The sequence below is a fragment of the Klebsiella sp. 2-CIP_Kleb. genome (genome assembly GCF_050378715.1).
Classification (GTDB): Bacteria; Pseudomonadota; Gammaproteobacteria; order Enterobacterales; family Enterobacteriaceae; genus Klebsiella; species Klebsiella quasipneumoniae.
In genome coordinates this window covers 1,354,003-1,370,635 of record NZ_JBNRLG010000001.1, presented here as the reverse complement: position 1 = coordinate 1,370,635, position 16,633 = coordinate 1,354,003, and the positions used below count along the sequence as shown (strand labels likewise).

Annotated in this window: 12 protein-coding genes; 5 read left to right on the top strand and 7 right to left on the bottom strand. The window is 59.1% G+C overall.

Features of this window, described 5'->3' with window-relative positions; translation table 11 throughout:
• Positions 1–30: 30 nt before the first annotated feature.
• Together ACQUTP_RS06635 and yfaU are read left to right on the top strand one after the other, a co-directional pair.
• Entirely contained in the window at positions 31–1,320 is a 1,290-nt protein-coding gene (locus tag ACQUTP_RS06635; protein ID WP_004201705.1) for an MFS transporter, read from the top strand.
• 14 nt (positions 1,321–1,334) lie between these two features.
• Positions 1,335–2,138, top strand: coding sequence for a 2-keto-3-deoxy-L-rhamnonate aldolase (gene yfaU / locus ACQUTP_RS06630; protein ID WP_004201703.1), 804 nt, complete (start codon positions 1,335–1,337; stop codon positions 2,136–2,138).
• A 21-nt stretch (positions 2,139–2,159) separates the two neighbouring features.
• On the opposite strand, the gene glpC is transcribed toward yfaU, so the two are convergent.
• Genes glpC through glpA form a run of 3 tightly spaced genes read right to left on the bottom strand, consistent with a single transcriptional unit; the run spans position 2,160 to position 6,206 of the window.
• Entirely contained in the window at positions 2,160–3,338 is a 1,179-nt protein-coding gene (gene glpC, locus ACQUTP_RS06625) for an anaerobic glycerol-3-phosphate dehydrogenase subunit GlpC (RefSeq protein WP_023318771.1), read from the bottom strand.
• Positions 3,335–4,594 (bottom strand): glycerol-3-phosphate dehydrogenase subunit GlpB, encoded by a 1,260-nt coding sequence (gene glpB, locus ACQUTP_RS06620; RefSeq protein WP_004201699.1) that lies wholly within the window; start codon positions 4,592–4,594, stop codon positions 3,335–3,337. Before glpB ends, glpC begins: the two co-directional genes overlap by 4 nt.
• Entirely contained in the window at positions 4,584–6,206 is a 1,623-nt protein-coding gene (glpA, locus tag ACQUTP_RS06615; RefSeq protein WP_004201696.1) for an anaerobic glycerol-3-phosphate dehydrogenase subunit A, read from the bottom strand. Before glpA ends, glpB begins: the two co-directional genes overlap by 11 nt.
• Before the next feature lie 272 nt (positions 6,207–6,478).
• On the opposite strand from glpA, the gene glpT reads away from it, so the two are divergent.
• A complete protein-coding gene (gene glpT / locus ACQUTP_RS06610; RefSeq protein ID WP_004201695.1) occupies positions 6,479–7,825 on the top strand; it encodes a glycerol-3-phosphate transporter in 1,347 nt (448 codons plus the stop codon).
• 9 nt (positions 7,826–7,834) lie between these two features.
• Positions 7,835–8,905 carry a glycerophosphodiester phosphodiesterase gene (glpQ, locus tag ACQUTP_RS06605; protein WP_048325192.1) on the top strand — a complete coding sequence of 357 codons (1,071 nt, stop codon included), beginning with the start codon at positions 7,835–7,837 and terminating at the stop codon, positions 8,903–8,905.
• Between the two features lie 71 nt (positions 8,906–8,976).
• Here the strand turns inward: glpQ and yfaE are convergent, their stop codons facing one another.
• The 4 genes from yfaE to ubiG form a co-directional block, all read right to left on the bottom strand.
• Positions 8,977–9,231 (bottom strand): class I ribonucleotide reductase maintenance protein YfaE, encoded by a 255-nt coding sequence (yfaE, locus tag ACQUTP_RS06600; RefSeq protein WP_004201692.1) that lies wholly within the window; start codon positions 9,229–9,231, stop codon positions 8,977–8,979.
• Positions 9,231–10,361, bottom strand: coding sequence for a class Ia ribonucleoside-diphosphate reductase subunit beta (gene nrdB, locus ACQUTP_RS06595; RefSeq protein ID WP_004140835.1), 1,131 nt, complete (start codon positions 10,359–10,361; stop codon positions 9,231–9,233). Before nrdB ends, yfaE begins: the two co-directional genes overlap by 1 nt.
• A 101-nt stretch (positions 10,362–10,462) precedes the next feature.
• On the bottom strand, positions 10,463–12,748 hold the full coding sequence (gene nrdA / locus ACQUTP_RS06590) for a class 1a ribonucleoside-diphosphate reductase subunit alpha (protein WP_004201691.1): 2,286 nt from the start codon (positions 12,746–12,748) through the stop codon (positions 10,463–10,465).
• Positions 12,749–13,092: 344 nt separating this feature from the next.
• Positions 13,093–13,821 carry a bifunctional 2-polyprenyl-6-hydroxyphenol methylase/3-demethylubiquinol 3-O-methyltransferase UbiG gene (ubiG, locus tag ACQUTP_RS06585; RefSeq protein ID WP_004201690.1) on the bottom strand — a complete coding sequence of 243 codons (729 nt, stop codon included), beginning with the start codon at positions 13,819–13,821 and terminating at the stop codon, positions 13,093–13,095.
• A gap of 146 nt (positions 13,822–13,967) precedes the next feature.
• Here ubiG and gyrA point away from each other — a divergent pair, with 146 nt between their 5' ends.
• The gene (gene gyrA / locus ACQUTP_RS06580; protein WP_004201688.1) at positions 13,968–16,601 is read left to right on the top strand and encodes a DNA topoisomerase (ATP-hydrolyzing) subunit A; all 2,634 of its coding nucleotides are present in this window, start codon (positions 13,968–13,970) and stop codon (positions 16,599–16,601) included.
• The last annotated feature ends 32 nt before the right edge of the window (positions 16,602–16,633 follow it).

Genomic DNA, 16,633 nt, shown 5'->3' with positions numbered 1-16,633 from the left:
GCCCGGCGGCCCACGCCTGAGGATATTATGATGAGCAACACTCTGCTGGAGAGCGTGGTGAAGAAAAACCGCGCCCGCTTAATCCCCTTTATGCTGGCGCTGTACGTGCTGGCGTTTCTTGACCGTTCGAATATCGGTTTCGCCAAAGAGACCTACCAGCTGGATACGGGCCTCAGCAACGAAGCCTATGCGCTGGGGGCGGGGATTTTCTTTGTGGTCTATGCCTTTCTCGGGGTACCGGCCAACCTGCTGATGCGCAAATTCGGCGCCAGAAAATGGATCGGCTGCACCACGCTGCTGTGGGGCGTGCTGTCGGCGGCGATGGCGTGGGCGGATACGGAAGCGAAATTCCTGCTGGTACGCACCCTGCTGGGCGCGGCGGAGGCGGGCTTCTTCCCCGGCATGATCTACCTCACTTCACAGTGGTTTCCCCAGCAAAACCGCGCCAGCATTATGGGGCTTTTTTATATGGGGGCGCCGCTGGCGCTGACGCTCGGTTCGCCTTTATCCGGCGCACTGCTGGAGATGCATGGGTTTATGGGCCATCCCGGCTGGTTCTGGATGTTTGTGATTGAAGGCCTGCTTGCTGTCGCCGCGGGAGCGTTCACCTTCTTCTGGCTGGACGATTCGCCGCAGCATGCCCGCTTCCTGAGCGCTGCGGAGAAACAGGCGCTGATCGGCGAGCTGGCGCGAGAGGAGGAGAAAAAGGTCACCTCGCGCCTGTCCGATGCGCTGCGTAACGGGCGGGTCTGGCAGCTGGCGCTGATTTACATGACCATTCAGGTGGCGGTCTATGGCCTGATTTTCTTCCTGCCTACTCAGGTCGCCGCGCTGTTGGGCACCAAAGTCGGCTTCATTGCGTCGGTGGTGACGGCTATCCCATGGGTGGCGGCGCTGTTCGGCACCTGGCTTATCCCTCGCTACTCCGATCGCACCGGCGAGCGGCGCAATATTGCCGCGCTGACGCTGCTGGCGGCAGCGGTCGGGATTGCGGTTTCCGGACTGGTGGCGCCGGTGCTGGCTATCATCGCGCTGTGCGTGGCGGCGGTTGGGGTGATTGCCGTGCAGCCGGTCTTCTGGACGATGCCGACGCAGCTGCTCTCCGGCACGGCGCTGGCCGCCGGGATTGGCTTCGTTAACCTGTTTGGCGCCATCGGCGGCTTTCTGGCGCCAATCGTTCGCGTGCAGGCCGAAACGCTGTTCGCCAGCAGCGCCGCCGGATTGTTAACCCTGGCCGGTGTGGCCATCGTCGGGGTGATCATCATCTTCTCATTAAGCCTCACCCGCGCGGTTCCTCAGCGCGGCAGCGTACAGCATTGATTAAAGGAATCGCTATGAACGCACTGTTATCTAACCCCTTCAAACGTGGATTATTACGCGGTGAGACGCAAATTGGCCTGTGGCTGAGCTCGACCTCCTCCTATATGGCGGAGATTGCCGCCACCTCAGGATATGACTGGCTGCTGATCGACGGCGAGCATGCCCCGAACACCATTCAGGACCTTTATCATCAGCTCCAGGCCATCGCTCCCTATGCCAGTCAGCCGGTGATCCGACCGGTGGAGGGCAGCCGCAGTCTGATAAAACAGGTGCTGGATATTGGCGCCAGAACGTTGCTGGTGCCGATGGTCGATACCGCCGAGCAGGCGCGGGAAGTCGTCTCGGCAACCCGTTATCCTCCCGTCGGTAGCCGCGGCGTGGGCGCCGGCGTGGCCCGGGCGGCACGCTGGGGCAGAGTGGAGAATTATATGGCGGAGGCGAATGACGAACTCTGTCTGCTGATTCAGGTAGAGAGCCGAACCGCGCTGGAAAATCTGGACGCTATCCTCGAGGTGGAGGGCATTGACGGCGTATTTATCGGTCCGGCGGATCTCTCCGCTTCGCTGGGGCACCCGGACGATGCCGGCCATCCTGACGTGCAGCGGGTGATTGAGCAGAGCATCCGGCGCATTCGTGCGGCGGGTAAAGCGGCCGGATTTCTGGCGGTCGACCCGGCGATGGCGGAAAAATGTCTCGCCTGGGGGGCCAATTTCGTCGCCGTCGGGGTCGATACCATGCTCTACACCGAGGCGCTGGACCGCCGGCTGGCGATGTTTAAATCCGCCAGCGCTCAGCCGCAGGGGAAAGCGAGCTATTGACGGCGCAGGCTGGCGCCGGACTCAGGCGAGCGCCTGCGCCAGCACCGTCAGCGGATGTTCGCAGCGTTTGCTGGTGGACATTTCTATCTGCCATTTGCAGGTCTCGCAGTCGGTGACGACGATGTCGGCTCCGCTCTCCTCAATCTGACGGAACAGCGGGGCGCCGATAGCCTGGGATACCGCGTAATTCTCAGTCTTAAACCCGTAGGTGCCGGCGATGCCGCAGCACTGGGAATCCAGCACCTCCAGCTGCAGGCCGGGGATCAGCCGTAGCAGTTCGAGGGTATACAGCGACCAGCCCATTTTCTCCATATGGCACGGGGTGTGATAGACCACCTTCAGCGGCAGCCGGCGCAGCGGCAGCGTTTTGCCACTATCCAGTTGTTTCCAGATCCAGCGAGTGGCCAGTTCCACTCGGTCGCGGAGGTCGCTGTTGTCAACATCCAGGAGGTGAGGGTATTCATCGCGCAGGGTAAAGGTGCAGGTCGAAGAGGTGGCAATGATCGGCAGCGCGTTTTCCCGCATCGCGGCGACGTTGCTCAGCGCCTGCTTACGTGCTTTGTCAAAAAAGCCGTTGGCGATCAGCGGCACGCCGCAGCATTTTTCCCTTGATAACAACTGCACGCCGGTGCCCAGCGCATTGACGACGCGAATCAGGTCCTTGCCCAGCTGCGGGTGGTTATAGTTGACGTAGCAACCATGAAAGAAGGCCACCTGCTCAGGGTACTGCGTCTGGTGGGCCGCGAGCTGGCGGTAAGCGCGGCGGAAGGTACCGAAGCCATATTTCGGCAGCGTGCGGCGATGATCGATATGGAGCGCTGCGTCGAGCAGGCGGCGTACCGGTTTTAAGCCGGTGGTGGCATTAACCAGTGGGGCAAAGGGGGTGGAAAGGGTGCCCATCAGGTCGGTATGGCTGAGGATGGCGTCGCGCAGGGTCGGCTTTTGCTGGCCGTACTGTGCCCGGGCGCGTTGAATGATATCGCCAATTTTCACATCCGACGGGCAGGCCACCTCACAGCGCTTGCAGTTGATGCAGTACTTGAGCGCCTCATCGTACAGCGCGCCATCCTTCAGGCGGAGGCGTTCGCCATCCGGCCCCGCCTGTTTCGGCCCGGGATAGCGCGGATTGACCCGGCTTACCGGACAGGTGGTGGTACAGACCGTGCACTTAATGCAGCTTTCAAAACGAGTATCGTTCATGGCCGGCCTCCGGCAAGGGCGTGGATCTGTCTGGCGGCGTGCAGCGCGGTGACGGCACAGACCCCGCCGCCGCAGCCGAGCTGAATGGCATCGAACCCGCCGAGCAGCGAACCGATGGCGAACAGATTGCTGAACGGCTGCCCGCCCAGCAGGGGATGCAGCAGGGCATCGGTTTTCACCCCGAAGCGCTGCCACGGCTGGGAGGCAAAGAAGTCCCGCTGGTACCAGTCGTCGCGCGGCAGGGTCTGTTGCAGATCGAGACCAAGAATGGGTTCGCGCACGCTCTCCCGCGTGGCGACAAGACCGTTGCTGAAAAAGCTGCCGCTGGCCAGCACGGTAAAACGCGGACGCAGCGCAATATCGCCGTGATTTCGCGTCCAGACGGCCTCGACGGTGCCCTGTCGATGGCTGATGTTCACCACTTCATCGCCGGCAAGCCAGGTGCCGCCGCCGCGAATAAACTGCCGCTGCAGCAGACTGTGCAGGCGCATCCCGGGAACCGAAGGCGGCAGCGTCGGCAGCAGACGCAGCGGGCAGGGCAGGCGCGCCTGCAGCCAGTGGTACAGGCGATCGTCGGCGAGACCAAAGCAGGCGGGCATGATCAGCAGCTCATGCTGCTGCGCCAGCGGCAGCAGCGCCGCGTGCAGGGCAGGCCAGTGGTTTTCATCGTCGAGGAGGCGGGCGATATTGGCGGCGCGAAATTCGGTGGGGTTGTCACGCAACACATCCAGCAGCGGTAACTCGATTTCCGCCGCCACGGCGGTAACGCCGGTTTGCCCGAGCGCGGCGGCGGCGAGATGCGGCTGAAAATCGGCAAAGCCGCTGATCCCCACCAGGCAGACCCCTTGTCGGGGGAGTGGCGCGACAGGCACCTCCTGCGGCGATAGCCACGCCGCGCGCAGCGTCCCCAGCGGCGTTACTCGCCGGTGCGGGTGGTGCGCGTCGCCCTGCATCACCGCCCCGCAGGTGGTCAGCAGGGCTTCAGTCTGTTTAGCGTATTCGAGCACCGCCCCGGCCCCGAGCCGGGAATAAGGGTGCTCAGGAAGCAGTTCAGCGAGCTGCTGCAGACCTTGCGCGAGGTCAGTGACGTTATCGCCGTTCGGCAGCGCCGAGAGCAGATCTAACGACGCGGAGGAAAAATGCAGCGCGCTTTGCCCGCGGCTGATGATAACGCTGCGCAGGCCGGACTGATTCAGCGTCAGGCCGCACAGCAGACCGGCCAGTCCGCCGCCGATAATCGCGCAGTCAAATTTCATCCTGATGCTCCTGTGGCAGTCCGCACAGGCCGAGGTAGACCCAGCGGGTGAATTCGCTTTCGCGCAGCGCGTCGCCCCAGGCGATGGGCTGCACGCCCTTCCAGCGTTCATTGAGAAACGCCGACAGCTGGGCCAACGACTGCGCGGGGGTGGTGACGTTAAAGCGCTGCAGCAGCCCGGCGGCGCGGCAGGCGCAGAGTTCCCCCTGGCAGGTCCCCATGCCAATCCGGGTACGGCGGCGCAGGTCGAGCAGGGTGTTGACCGCCAGATTTTCCACCGCGTATTTCACTTCACCAGCGGTGACGGCTTCGCATTCGCAGACCAGGCTACGGTGCTGGCGGCTGTCGCCAAGCCAGGCCGGAGTGCGATCGCCATGGCGGTAGACGGCAGAGCCGCGCAGCGGGCCAGGCAGGGAGATAATTTTTCGCAGGGTGCTTTCCGTCGGCTCCTGTGAGCCGGGCAGCGGGCTCTCGGCCGTGGTACAGGGGGTGGTGTTGCCCAGCTTACGACAGACGGCGTCGGTGGCCCACTCGGCCATCAGGCGATAAGTCATCAGCTTGCCGCCGGTGATGGTAATGAAGCCTTCCATGCCGTCACGCTGAGCATGGTCGAGCAGGACGATGCCGCGGCTGACGCTGCGTCCGCTGGGATCGTTGTCGCTGGCCACCAGCGGGCGGACGCCGGAGTAGGCGCGGAGGATCCGGGTGCGGCCCATGACCGGCGCCAGCTTTTCGCCTTCGCGCAGCAGGGTATCAACTTCCGCGGTCGTGACCCGGTTGTCGTCAATTTCATCATAAGGAATATGCATCGAGGTGGTGCCAATCAGCGAGATGGTATCCCCAGGCACCAGAATATCGGCATCGGCCGGCTTACGGCAGCGGTTGATCACCAGGTTGTTAATCCGGTGGTCGAGGATCAACAGCGATCCCTTCGCCGGGAACATGGTGATGCGCAGGTCGGCATATTCCGCAATGCGCTGCCCCCAGATCCCGGCGGCATTAACCACTACCCCGGCGTACAGCGTGCGGGCCTGGTGAAGCTGACTGTCGTATACCTGGACGCCGCAGACGCGATCGCCCTGGCGCAGCAGGCCAGTGACTTCGCAGCCGGTGAGGATCTGCGCGCCGTGTTCGCGGGCGTCGAGCATATTGGCCGCGGTGAGGCGAAACGGGTCAATGGTGCCGTCCGGAACCTGCACCGCCCCCAGCAGCGCCGGGTTGACGGCGGGCTCGCGGCGCAGCGCCTCCTGCGCAGAGAGCGGCGTGGCCTCTATGCCAGCCTGCTGGCAGGCGGCGATAAAGGTCTGCTGATATGCCAGATCGTCTTCAGGCAGGGTTATGAACAGACCGCCGGCCGGTTCGATACAGTGACGGGCGATGCGGCGCAGGATGCGGTTCTCACTGATGCATTCGCGGGCGGATTCGTTGTCGGTCACCGCATAGCGGGCGCCGCTGTGCAGCAGCCCATGATTACGGCCGGTGGCCCCGGTGGCGATATCATGACGCTCAATGAGCAGTGTGCGTAATCCGCGCCGGGCGCAATCGCGGGCGATACCGGCGCCGGTTGCTCCGCCGCCGATGATAATAACCTCGCTATCCAGACGTCCCGTCATCTTCAGCTCCTTTGCTTTCGTTTAACACCATTTAGCCACAGTCTATAAGGTTATTGTTTGATTTCGAGCATATTCGCGCGTTATTTGAGCGTGTTATGTGATTTCGTGCTCACATTGGAACCTTTTGTCATATTTCTGTAACAAATTGTGCGATGTTTCACAGTATCAGCTCTACGTATTGCCTACCATCGCGGCCAGATTCGAAGTTAGTGATTAATCTGGGATTGTTGTCGTGACGTTAGTAAAAAACAGCAAGGGCCACGGAGGCTGATATGTTAAGTATTTTTAAACCCGCCGCGCATAAAGCGCGTTTGCCAGCCGCGGAGATCGACCCGCTCTATCGTCGGTTACGCTGGCAGATTTTTATCGGCATCTTCTTTGGTTATGCCGCTTACTATCTGGTTCGTAAGAACTTTGCCCTGGCGATGCCCTATCTTATCGAGCAGGGTTTCTCCCGCGGCGACCTCGGTTTCGCCCTTTCCGGCATCTCCATTGCCTACGGATTTTCGAAATTCATCATGGGATCGGTCTCTGACCGTTCGAATCCGCGCATTTTCCTGCCGGCGGGGCTGATCCTCGCCGCGCTGGTGATGCTGGTGATGGGCTTCGTACCGTGGGCCACCTCGAGCATCATGATCATGTTCGTGCTGCTGTTCCTCTGCGGCTGGTTCCAGGGGATGGGCTGGCCGCCGTGCGGCCGTACCATGGTCCACTGGTGGTCGCAGAAAGAGCGTGGCGGAATTGTTTCAGTGTGGAACTGCGCGCATAACGTCGGCGGCGGGATCCCGCCGCTGTTGTTCCTGTTGGGTATGGCCTGGTTTAACGACTGGCACGCGGCGCTCTATATGCCGGCGTTCGCCGCTATCCTGCTGGCGATTTTCGCCTTTGCGATGATGCGCGATACTCCGCAATCCTGCGGCCTGCCGCCAATCGAAGAATATAAAAATGACTACCCGGACGATTACAGCGAAGAGCATGAACAAGAGCTGACGGCGAAGCAGATCTTTATGCAGTACATTCTGCCGAACAAGCTGCTGTGGTACATCGCGGTCGCCAACGTCTTCGTTTATCTGCTGCGCTACGGCATTCTCGACTGGTCGCCGACCTACCTGAAAGAGGTGAAGCACTTCGCGCTGGATAAATCCTCCTGGGCCTACTTCCTGTACGAGTACGCGGGGATCCCGGGCACCCTGCTGTGCGGCTGGATGTCGGATAAGGTGTTTAAAGGCAACCGCGGCGCCACCGGCGTGTTCTTTATGACCCTGGTGACCATCGCTACCATCGTGTACTGGCTGAACCCGGCGGGCAACCCGGGCGTGGATATGGCCTGTATGATTATTATCGGCTTCCTGATCTACGGCCCGGTGATGCTGATTGGTCTGCATGCGCTGGAGCTGGCGCCGAAGAAAGCTGCCGGCACCGCGGCAGGCTTCACCGGTCTGTTCGGTTATCTCGGCGGCTCCGTGGCCGCGAGCGCCATCGTCGGCTACACCGTCGATTTCTTCGGCTGGGACGGCGGCTTTATGGTAATGATCGGCGGCAGTGTGCTGGCGGTCGTCCTGCTGGTTATCGTGATGCTCGGTGAACGCCGTCATCATCAACAGCTGAAACAAGCCTAAGGAGCGGCGATGAACATGAAACTCACCACGCTAATGAGCGGCATGATGTTGGCCAGTTCGGCGCTGTGCTTCAGCGCGACAGCGGCGGATAAAATGGTTATCGCCCACCGGGGCGCCAGCGGTTATCTGCCCGAACATACCCTGCCGGCGAAAGCGATGGCCTACGCGCAGGGGGCGGATTACCTTGAGCAAGACCTGGTGATGACCAAAGACGACCGGCTGGTGGTGTTGCACGACCATTATCTCGACCGGGTGACCGACGTCGCTCAGCGCTTCCCGCAGCGGGCGCGTCAAGATGGCCGTTTCTACGCCATCGACTTTACCCTGGCCGAGATTAAGTCGCTGAAGTTTACCGAAGGCTTTGAGCCGAAAGATGGCAAGAACGTGCAAACCTACCCCGGGCGTTTCCCGATGGGCAAATCCGATTTCCGCATTCATACCTTTGAAGAGGAGATTGAGTTTGTCCAGGGGCTGAATCATTCCACCGGCAAAAACATCGGTATTTACCCGGAAATCAAAGCGCCGTGGTTCCACCATCAGGAAGGCAAAGATATTGCTGCCAGCACCCTGAAAGTGCTGAAAGAATATGGCTATACCAGCAAGCAGGATAAGGTCTATCTGCAGTGCTTTGACGCCAACGAGCTGAAGCGCATTAAAAATGAACTGGAGCCGAAGATGGGCATGGATCTTAATCTGGTGCAGCTCATCGCCTATACCGACTGGAATGAAACCCAGCAGAAACAGGCCGATGGCCAATGGGTGAACTACAGCTATGACTGGATGTTCAAGCCGGGGGCCATGGCGCAGATTGCACAATACGCCGACGGCATTGGTCCGGATTACCATATGCTGGTGGCGGAAGGCTCAAAGCCGGGGGCGGTGAAGCTGACGGCGATGGTGAAGGAGGCGCACGCCAGCCATCTGCAGGTGCATCCGTATACCGTGCGCGCGGATCAGCTGCCGGAGTACGCCAGCAACGTCAATCAGCTCTATGACCTGCTGTATCGCCAGGCGGACGTCGATGGCTTGTTTACCGATTTCCCGGATAAAGCGGTGCAGTTTCTGGACGCTAAGCAGTAAAAAGCCGGGTTTACCCGGCCTGTGAACGGCAGTTTTGTCGGGCGCATAAGCGTTACGCCGCCCGACAAAACTTACATCTCAATTTCGATATCGCCCTTCGCCCGGCAGCAGCAGGGCAAAATCTCGCCCGGCTGGATAAAGGCCAGCGGCTCGGTCAGCCAGTCAACCTGGCCGGAGACCAGACGGGTGCGGCAGGAGCCGCAATAGCCTGCGCGGCATTGATACTCGACGTCGATATTATGCGATTCAAGAGCAGCCAACAGGGAAGGGTGTTCATCCTGACACTCAAGGCGAGTGTCAGAGATTTTCAAGAAGATCCGCTTCATTACAGCTGGAAGTTGCTCAGATCGTCGGCATCGACTTCAGAGTCGATCTGGCCGACCAGGTAAGAGCTGACCTCTACTTCCTGCGGCGCCACCTGAACGTTGTCGGAGACCAGCCAGGTGTTGATCCACGGGATCGGGTTGGAGCGGGTCTGGAACGGCAGATCAAGGCCCACCGCCTGCATGCGGATATTGGTGATGTACTCGACGTACTGGCAGAGAATATCTTTGTTCAGGCCAATCATCGAGCCGTCGCGGAACAGGTAGTCCGCCCACTCTTTCTCCTGCTGGGCCGCCAGCACGAACAGATCATAGCACTCCTGTTTGCACTCTTCGGCGATTTCCGCCATTTCCGGATCGTCGCTGCCGGAGCGCAGCAGGTTCAGCATATGCTGAGTGCCGGTCAGGTGCAGCGCTTCATCGCGGGCGATCAGGCGGATAATTTTGGCGTTGCCTTCCATCAGTTTGCGCTCGGCGAAAGCGAAGGAGCAGGCGAAGCTGACGTAGAAGCGGATCGCTTCCAGGGCGTTAACGCTCATCAGGCACAGATAGAGTTTCTTTTTCAGCTCGCGCAGATTGACGGTCACGGTCTTGCCGTTGACGGTATGGGTGCCTTCGCCCAGCAGATGCCAGTAGCTGGTCATCTCGATCAGCGAATCATAATAGTGAGAGATCCCTTCCGCACGTTTCTGGATCTGCTCGTTGGTGACGATATCGTCGAACACGGTCGCCGGATCGTTGACGATGTTGCGGATGATATGGGTGTACGAGCGCGAGTGAATGGTCTCAGAGAAGGCCCAGGTTTCCACCCAGGTCTCCAGCTCCGGGATGGAGATCAGCGGCAGCAGAGCGACGTTCGGGCTGCGGCCCTGGATGGAGTCGAGCAGCGTCTGGTACTTCAGGTTGCTGATGAAAATGTGTTTTTCATGTTCCGGCAGCGCCTGGTAGTCGATGCGATCGCGGGAAACGTCAACCTCTTCCGGGCGCCAGAAGAAGGAGAGCTGCTTTTCAATCAGCTTTTCAAAGATGTCGTATTTTTGCTGATCGTAGCGGGCCACGTTAACCGGCTGGCCAAAAAACATTGGCTCAAGCAGCTGATCGTTTTTCGTCTGTGAAAAAGTGGTGTATGCCATTGAAGTGAGTCCTGTTGAACTGTATTGCCCGGCGGGAATGGGTTGGCCGGGCCTACAAAATCGTAGGCCGGGTAAGCGTAGCGCCACCCGGCAAAAATACCTTAGATCTTACAAGCGCCGCTTTCGCAGCCGTCGTCCTGAATGGACGGGGCCAGGTCATCCTGAGCGTCTTCAGCGCCATCACGGGTGTTATGATAGTACAGCGTTTTGACGCCGAATTTATAGGCGTTGAGCAGGTCTTTCAGCAACTGCTGCATCGGCACTTTTCCGGAAGGGAAGCGCGTCGGATCGTAGTTAGTATTCGCAGAGATCGACTGGTCGATAAACTTCTGCATGATACCCACCAGCTGCAGGTAGCCGTCGTTGTTCGGCATTTCCCACAGCAGCTCGTAGGCGTTCTGCAGGTTTTCGTAGTCCGGCACCACCTGGCGCAGGATCCCATCCTTCGAGGCTTTGATACTCACGTGACCGCGCGGCGGCTCGATGCCATTGGTGGCGTTGGAGATCTGCGACGAGGTCTCGGACGGCATCAGCGCGGAGAGCGTAGAGTTGCGCAGGCCGTGGGTTTTAATGGACTCGCGAAGCGCTTCCCAGTCGTAGTGCAGGGATTCGCTGACGATGCCGTCCAGGTCTTTTTTGTAGGTATCGATCGGCAGGATACCCTGCGCATAGGTGGTTTCGTTGAACCACGGGCAGGCGCCCTGTTCGATAGCCAGCTCGTTGGAGGCCTTCAGCAGGTAGTACTGAATCGCTTCGAACGTTTTGTGGGTCAGGTTGTTGGCGCTGCCGTCGGAGTAGCGTTTGCCATGCTTCGCCAGATAGTAAGCGAAGTTGATCACGCCGATGCCCAGCGTACGGCGGCCCATTGCGCCGCGTTTGGCGGCCGGGATGGGGTAATCCTGATAGTCGAGCAGCGCGTCCAGGGCACGCACCGCCAGCACCGCCAGCTCTTCCAGCTCGTCGAGGCTGTCGATAGCCCCGAGGTTGAAGGCCGACAGGGTGCACAGCGCGATTTCGCCGTTTTCGTCGTTGACGTCTTCCAGCGGTTTAGTCGGCAGAGCGATCTCCAGGCACAGGTTAGACTGGCGCACCGGGGCGACCACCGGATCGAACGGGCTGTGGGTGTTGCAGTGGTCGACGTTCTGGATGTAGATGCGGCCGGTGGAGGCGCGCTCCTGCATCATCAGCGAGAACAGCTCAACCGCTTTAATGCGCTGCTTGCGAATGCTGTCGTCCTGCTCGTACTGGGTGTACAGGCGCTCAAACTCGTCCTGATCGGCGAAGAAGGCGTCATACAGGCCCGGGACGTCGGAAGGGCTGAACAGGGTAATGTCGCCGCCCTTCAGCAGACGGGTGTACATCAGCTTATTGATCTGCACCCCGTAGTCCATGTGACGAACGCGGTTGGCGTCGGTACCGCGGTTGTTTTTCAGCACCAACAGGCTTTCCACTTCCAGATGCCACATTGGGTAGAAGAGGGTCGCCGCGCCGCCGCGAACGCCGCCCTGCGAGCAGGACTTCACCGCAGTCTGGAAATGTTTGTAGAACGGAATGCAGCCGGTGTGGAAGGCTTCGCCGCCGCGGATCGGGCTGCCCAGCGCGCGAATGCGGCCGGCGTTGATGCCGATGCCGGCGCGCTGGGAAACGTATTTCACAATCGCGCTGGAGGTGGCATTGATGGAATCCAGGCTGTCGCCGCACTCGATCAGCACGCAGGAGCTGAACTGACGGGTCGGGGTACGCACGCCGGACATGATCGGCGTCGGCAGCGAGATTTTAAAGGTCGACACCGCGTCGTAGAAACGCTTGATGTAGTCCAGACGCGTTTCGCGCGGGTAGTTAGAGAACAGGCAGGCAGCCACCAGAATATAAAGGAACTGCGCGCTCTCATAAATTTCGCCGGTGACGCGGTTCTGTACCAGATACTTGCCTTCCAGCTGCTTCACGGCAGCGTAGGAGAAGTTCATGTCGCGCCAGTGGTCGAGGAAACCGTCCATCTGCTGGAACTCTTCTTCCGTGTAGTCTTCCAGCAGATGATGATCGTATTTACCCTTCTCGACCATCTTCACCACGTGATCGTAAAGCGCCGGCGGCTCAAACTGGCCGAAGGCTTTTTTACGCAAGTGGAAGATCGCCAGACGTGCGGCGAGGTACTGGTAATCCGGCGCCTCGCGGGAGATCAGGTCCGCAGCGGCTTTAATAATGGTTTCGTGGATGTCCGCGGTTTTAATGCCGTCATAGAACTGGATATGCGAGCGCAGCTCTACCTGGGAAATCGAAACGTTATTCAGTCCTTCTGCCGCCCAATCCAGTACGCGATGGATTTTGTCGAGATTGATGCGCTCGGTGGTCCCGTCGCGCTTTGTCACCAGCAGACTCTGATTCATGTGGATTTTACCTGTCCGTGAAAGAAAATATCCCCCGTTTATCCACAGAAGGCCGTTGTGACTAACTCTGTGGATAAATACTATATGTAGGGGGTTGTCGATAAAAGGAACGCTATATGGTGAGTATTTTAGTAAGGAATCTTTTGAGTACAAGGGTTGATTTTGACGTTAAATTGAGGTTGCGGAAGGGTAATAATCCGCAAGTCCACGTCGCATAAGGCCTGGAGAAGAAGTCAATAAAACAGAAAAAAAAATGAAAATTTGATCGAGTGCTGATTTCTTCATCGGAAGAAATAATCACGCGGCTTGATGCCGCGCAATCATCATAAGCGCAGCTGCTGACGTCACGCTTTTTTGGCGCTGGTATGCAACATATAGTTAACATCAACCCCCGGCGCCAACTTGAAGGTGTTGGTCAACGGATTGTAATGCAGACCGATGATATGCTGCTCTTTCAGAGTAGTCTGATCTACCCAGCCCAGCAGTTCGGCCGGCTTGATAAATTTTTTCACATCATGGGTGCCTTTGGGCACCATCTTCATGACATATTCCGCGCCGACCACCGCCATCAGCCACGCTTTACCGTTGCGGTTGATGGTGGAGAAGAAGACCTGACCGCCAGGCTTCACCAGCCGCGCGCAGGCGTGGACTACCGACTGTGGATCAGGGACGTGCTCCAGCATCTCCATGCAGGTGACGACATCGTATTGCTGCGCGTGCTTCGCGGCATGTTCCTCAACCGTTTCCTGAACATATTCCACCTGAATACCGCTCTCCAGGGCGTGCAGTTTCGCCACCTGCAGCGGCTCTGCGCCCATGTCCAGTCCGGTGACCGTCGCGCCTTCGCGCGCCATACTCTCGGCGAGGATGCCGCCGCCGCAGCCGACATCGAGGACTTTTTTACCGAACAGGCCGCCTGAGCGTTCGGCGATATAGCCCAGCCGCAGGGGATTAATGCGGTGGAGCGGTTTGAACTCGCCCTCCAGATCCCACCAGCGCGAGGCGACGGCTTCGAATTTGGCGATTTCAGCATGATCGACGTTAGGGGCTACCGACGTTTTTTCGGCATTCATGGGCGCTTTTACTCCTTTTCTGTTCAGACCTGGGAGTATATCAGCAGCGCGCCATGAATAAACCGTATTGCTTTACCTCTCTTAGCGCGGCTGTGTTATAATTTGCGACCTTTGAATCCGGGATACAGTAGAGGGATAGCGGTTAGATGAGCGACCTTGCGAGAGAAATTACACCGGTCAACATTGAGGAAGAGCTTAAGAACTCTTATCTGGATTATGCGATGTCGGTCATTGTTGGCCGTGCGCTGCCGGATGTCCGAGATGGCCTGAAGCCGGTACACCGTCGCGTACTTTACGCCATGAACGTATTGGGCAATGACTGGAACAAAGCCTATAAAAAATCAGCCCGTGTCGTTGGTGACGTAATCGGTAAATACCACCCGCACGGCGACTCCGCGGTATACGACACCATCGTCCGTATGGCGCAGCCGTTCTCGCTGCGTTACATGCTGGTGGACGGCCAGGGTAACTTTGGTTCCATCGACGGCGACTCCGCCGCGGCGATGCGTTATACCGAAATTCGTCTGGCGAAAATCGCTCATGAGCTGATGGCCGATCTTGAAAAAGAGACGGTCGATTTCGTTGACAACTATGACGGTACGGAGCGTATTCCGGACGTCATGCCGACCAAAATTCCTAACCTGCTGGTAAACGGCGCCTCCGGGATCGCCGTCGGGATGGCCACCAACATACCGCCGCATAACCTGACGGAAGTGATCAACGGCTGTCTGGCTTATGTCGACGACGAAGACATCAGCATTGAAGGGCTGATGGCGCATATTCCTGGCCCTGATTTCCCGACCGCCGCCATTATCAACGGCCGTCGCGGCATTGAAGAGGCCTACCGCACCGGTCGCGGTAAAGTCTACATCCGCGCGCGCGCGGAAGTGGAAGTGGACGCCAAATCCGGCCGCGAAACCATCATCGTGCATGAAATTCCTTATCAGGTGAACAAAGCGCGCCTGATTGAGAAAATCGCCGAGCTGGTAAAAGAAAAACGCGTGGAAGGCATCAGCGCGCTGCGTGATGAGTCTGATAAAGACGGGATGCGCATCGTGATTGAAGTGAAGCGCGACGCGGTAGGGGAAGTGGTGCTCAACAACCTCTATTCCCAGACCCAGCTGCAGGTCTCCTTCGGTATCAACATGGTTGCGCTGCACCATGGCCAGCCGAAGATCATGAACCTGAAAGACATCATCGCCGCCTTCGTGCGCCACCGCCGCGAAGTGGTGACCCGTCGTACGATTTTCGAACTGCGCAAAGCGCGCGACCGGGCGCATATCCTCGAAGCGCTGGCCGTGGCGCTGGCCAACATCGACCCGATTATCGAACTGATCCGTCGCGCGCCGACCCCAGCTGAAGCGAAAGCGGCGCTGGTTGCCCAGGCGTGGGATCTCGGTAATGTCGCGGCGATGCTGGAACGTGCCGGTGATGACGCCGCGCGTCCGGAATGGCTGGAGCCAGAGTTCGGCGTGCGCGAGGGTAAATACTACCTGACCGAGCAGCAGGCTCAGGCGATTCTGGATCTGCGTCTGCAGAAACTGACCGGCCTTGAGCATGAAAAACTGCTCGACGAATATAAAGAGCTGCTGGAACAGATCGCGGAACTGCTGCATATCCTCGGCAGCGCCGACCGTCTGATGGAAGTGATTCGCGAAGAGCTGGAGCTGATCCGCGACCAGTTCGGCGACGAACGTCGTACCGAAATCACCGCCAACAGCGCTGATATCAACATCGAAGATCTGATCAACCAGGAAGACGTGGTGGTCACCCTGTCGCATCAGGGCTATGTGAAGTATCAGCCGTTGACCGACTACGAAGCACAGCGTCGTGGCGGTAAAGGCAAATCGGCAGCGCGCATTAAAGAAGAAGACTTTATTGACCGCCTGCTGGTGGCCAACACCCATGACACTATCCTCTGCTTCTCAAGCCGCGGTCGTCTGTACTGGATGAAGGTCTATCAGCTGCCGGAAGCCAGCCGCGGCGCGCGCGGTCGTCCGATCGTCAACCTGCTGCCGCTGGAAGCCGATGAGCGTATCACCGCTATCCTGCCGGTCCGCGAGTACGAAGAGGGCGTTAACGTCTTTATGGCCACCGCCAGCGGTACCGTGAAGAAAACCGCGCTGACCGAGTTCAGCCGTCCGCGTTCCGCTGGCATCATCGCGGTGAACCTGAACGAAGGCGATGAGCTGATCGGCGTCGATCTGACCTCTGGTCAGGACGAAGTGATGCTGTTCTCCGCGGCCGGCAAGGTCGTGCGCTTCAAAGAGGATGCCGTTCGCGCCATGGGCCGTACCGCCACCGGCGTACGCGGCATTAAGCTGGCGGAAAACGACAGCGTCGTCTCGCTGATTATTCCGCGCGGCGAAGGCGCGATCCTGACGGTGACGCAAAACGGTTACGGTAAACGTACCGCCGCGGCTGAGTATCCGACCAAGTCGCGTGCCACCCAGGGCGTTATCTCGATCAAAGTCACCGAGCGTAACGGTTCCGTGGTCGGCGCCGTACAGGTGGATGATTGCGATCAGATCATGATGATCACCGACGCCGGGACGCTGGTGCGTACCCGCGTTTCCGAAGTGAGCATCGTGGGCCGTAACACCCAGGGCGTGATCCTCATCCGCACCGCGGAAGATGAAAACGTGGTGGGTCTGCAGCGCGTCGCTGAGCCGGTAGACGACGAAGAACTGGACGCTATCGACGGTAGCGCGGCGGAAGGCGATGACGATATCGCCCCGGAAGCAGATACCGATGACGACATCGCCGAAGACGAAGAGTAATCGTCCCAGGTAAATGTTCTGAAAGGGCCGGG

Excerpts from the sequence above, each read along its gene's own strand:
- glpC (WP_023318771.1), bottom strand. The coding sequence starts at position 3,338 with ATGAACGATACTCGTTTTGAAAGCTGCATTAAGTGCACGGTCTGTACC.
- glpA (WP_004201696.1), bottom strand. The coding sequence starts at position 6,206 with ATGACGGGACGTCTGGATAGCGAGGTTATTATCATCGGCGGCGGAGCA.
- yfaU (WP_004201703.1), top strand. The coding sequence starts at position 1,335 with ATGAACGCACTGTTATCTAACCCCTTCAAACGTGGATTATTACGCGGT.
- glpB (WP_004201699.1), bottom strand. The coding sequence starts at position 4,594 with ATGAAATTTGACTGCGCGATTATCGGCGGCGGACTGGCCGGTCTGCTG.
- nrdA (WP_004201691.1), bottom strand. The coding sequence starts at position 12,748 with ATGAATCAGAGTCTGCTGGTGACAAAGCGCGACGGGACCACCGAGCGC.
- nrdB (WP_004140835.1), bottom strand. The coding sequence starts at position 10,361 with ATGGCATACACCACTTTTTCACAGACGAAAAACGATCAGCTGCTTGAG.
- yfaE (WP_004201692.1), bottom strand. The coding sequence starts at position 9,231 with ATGAAGCGGATCTTCTTGAAAATCTCTGACACTCGCCTTGAGTGTCAG.
- ACQUTP_RS06635 (WP_004201705.1), top strand. The coding sequence starts at position 31 with ATGAGCAACACTCTGCTGGAGAGCGTGGTGAAGAAAAACCGCGCCCGC.
- ubiG (WP_004201690.1), bottom strand. The coding sequence starts at position 13,821 with ATGAATGCCGAAAAAACGTCGGTAGCCCCTAACGTCGATCATGCTGAA.
- gyrA (WP_004201688.1), top strand. The coding sequence starts at position 13,968 with ATGAGCGACCTTGCGAGAGAAATTACACCGGTCAACATTGAGGAAGAG.
- glpT (WP_004201695.1), top strand. The coding sequence starts at position 6,479 with ATGTTAAGTATTTTTAAACCCGCCGCGCATAAAGCGCGTTTGCCAGCC.
- glpQ (WP_048325192.1), top strand. The coding sequence starts at position 7,835 with ATGAACATGAAACTCACCACGCTAATGAGCGGCATGATGTTGGCCAGT.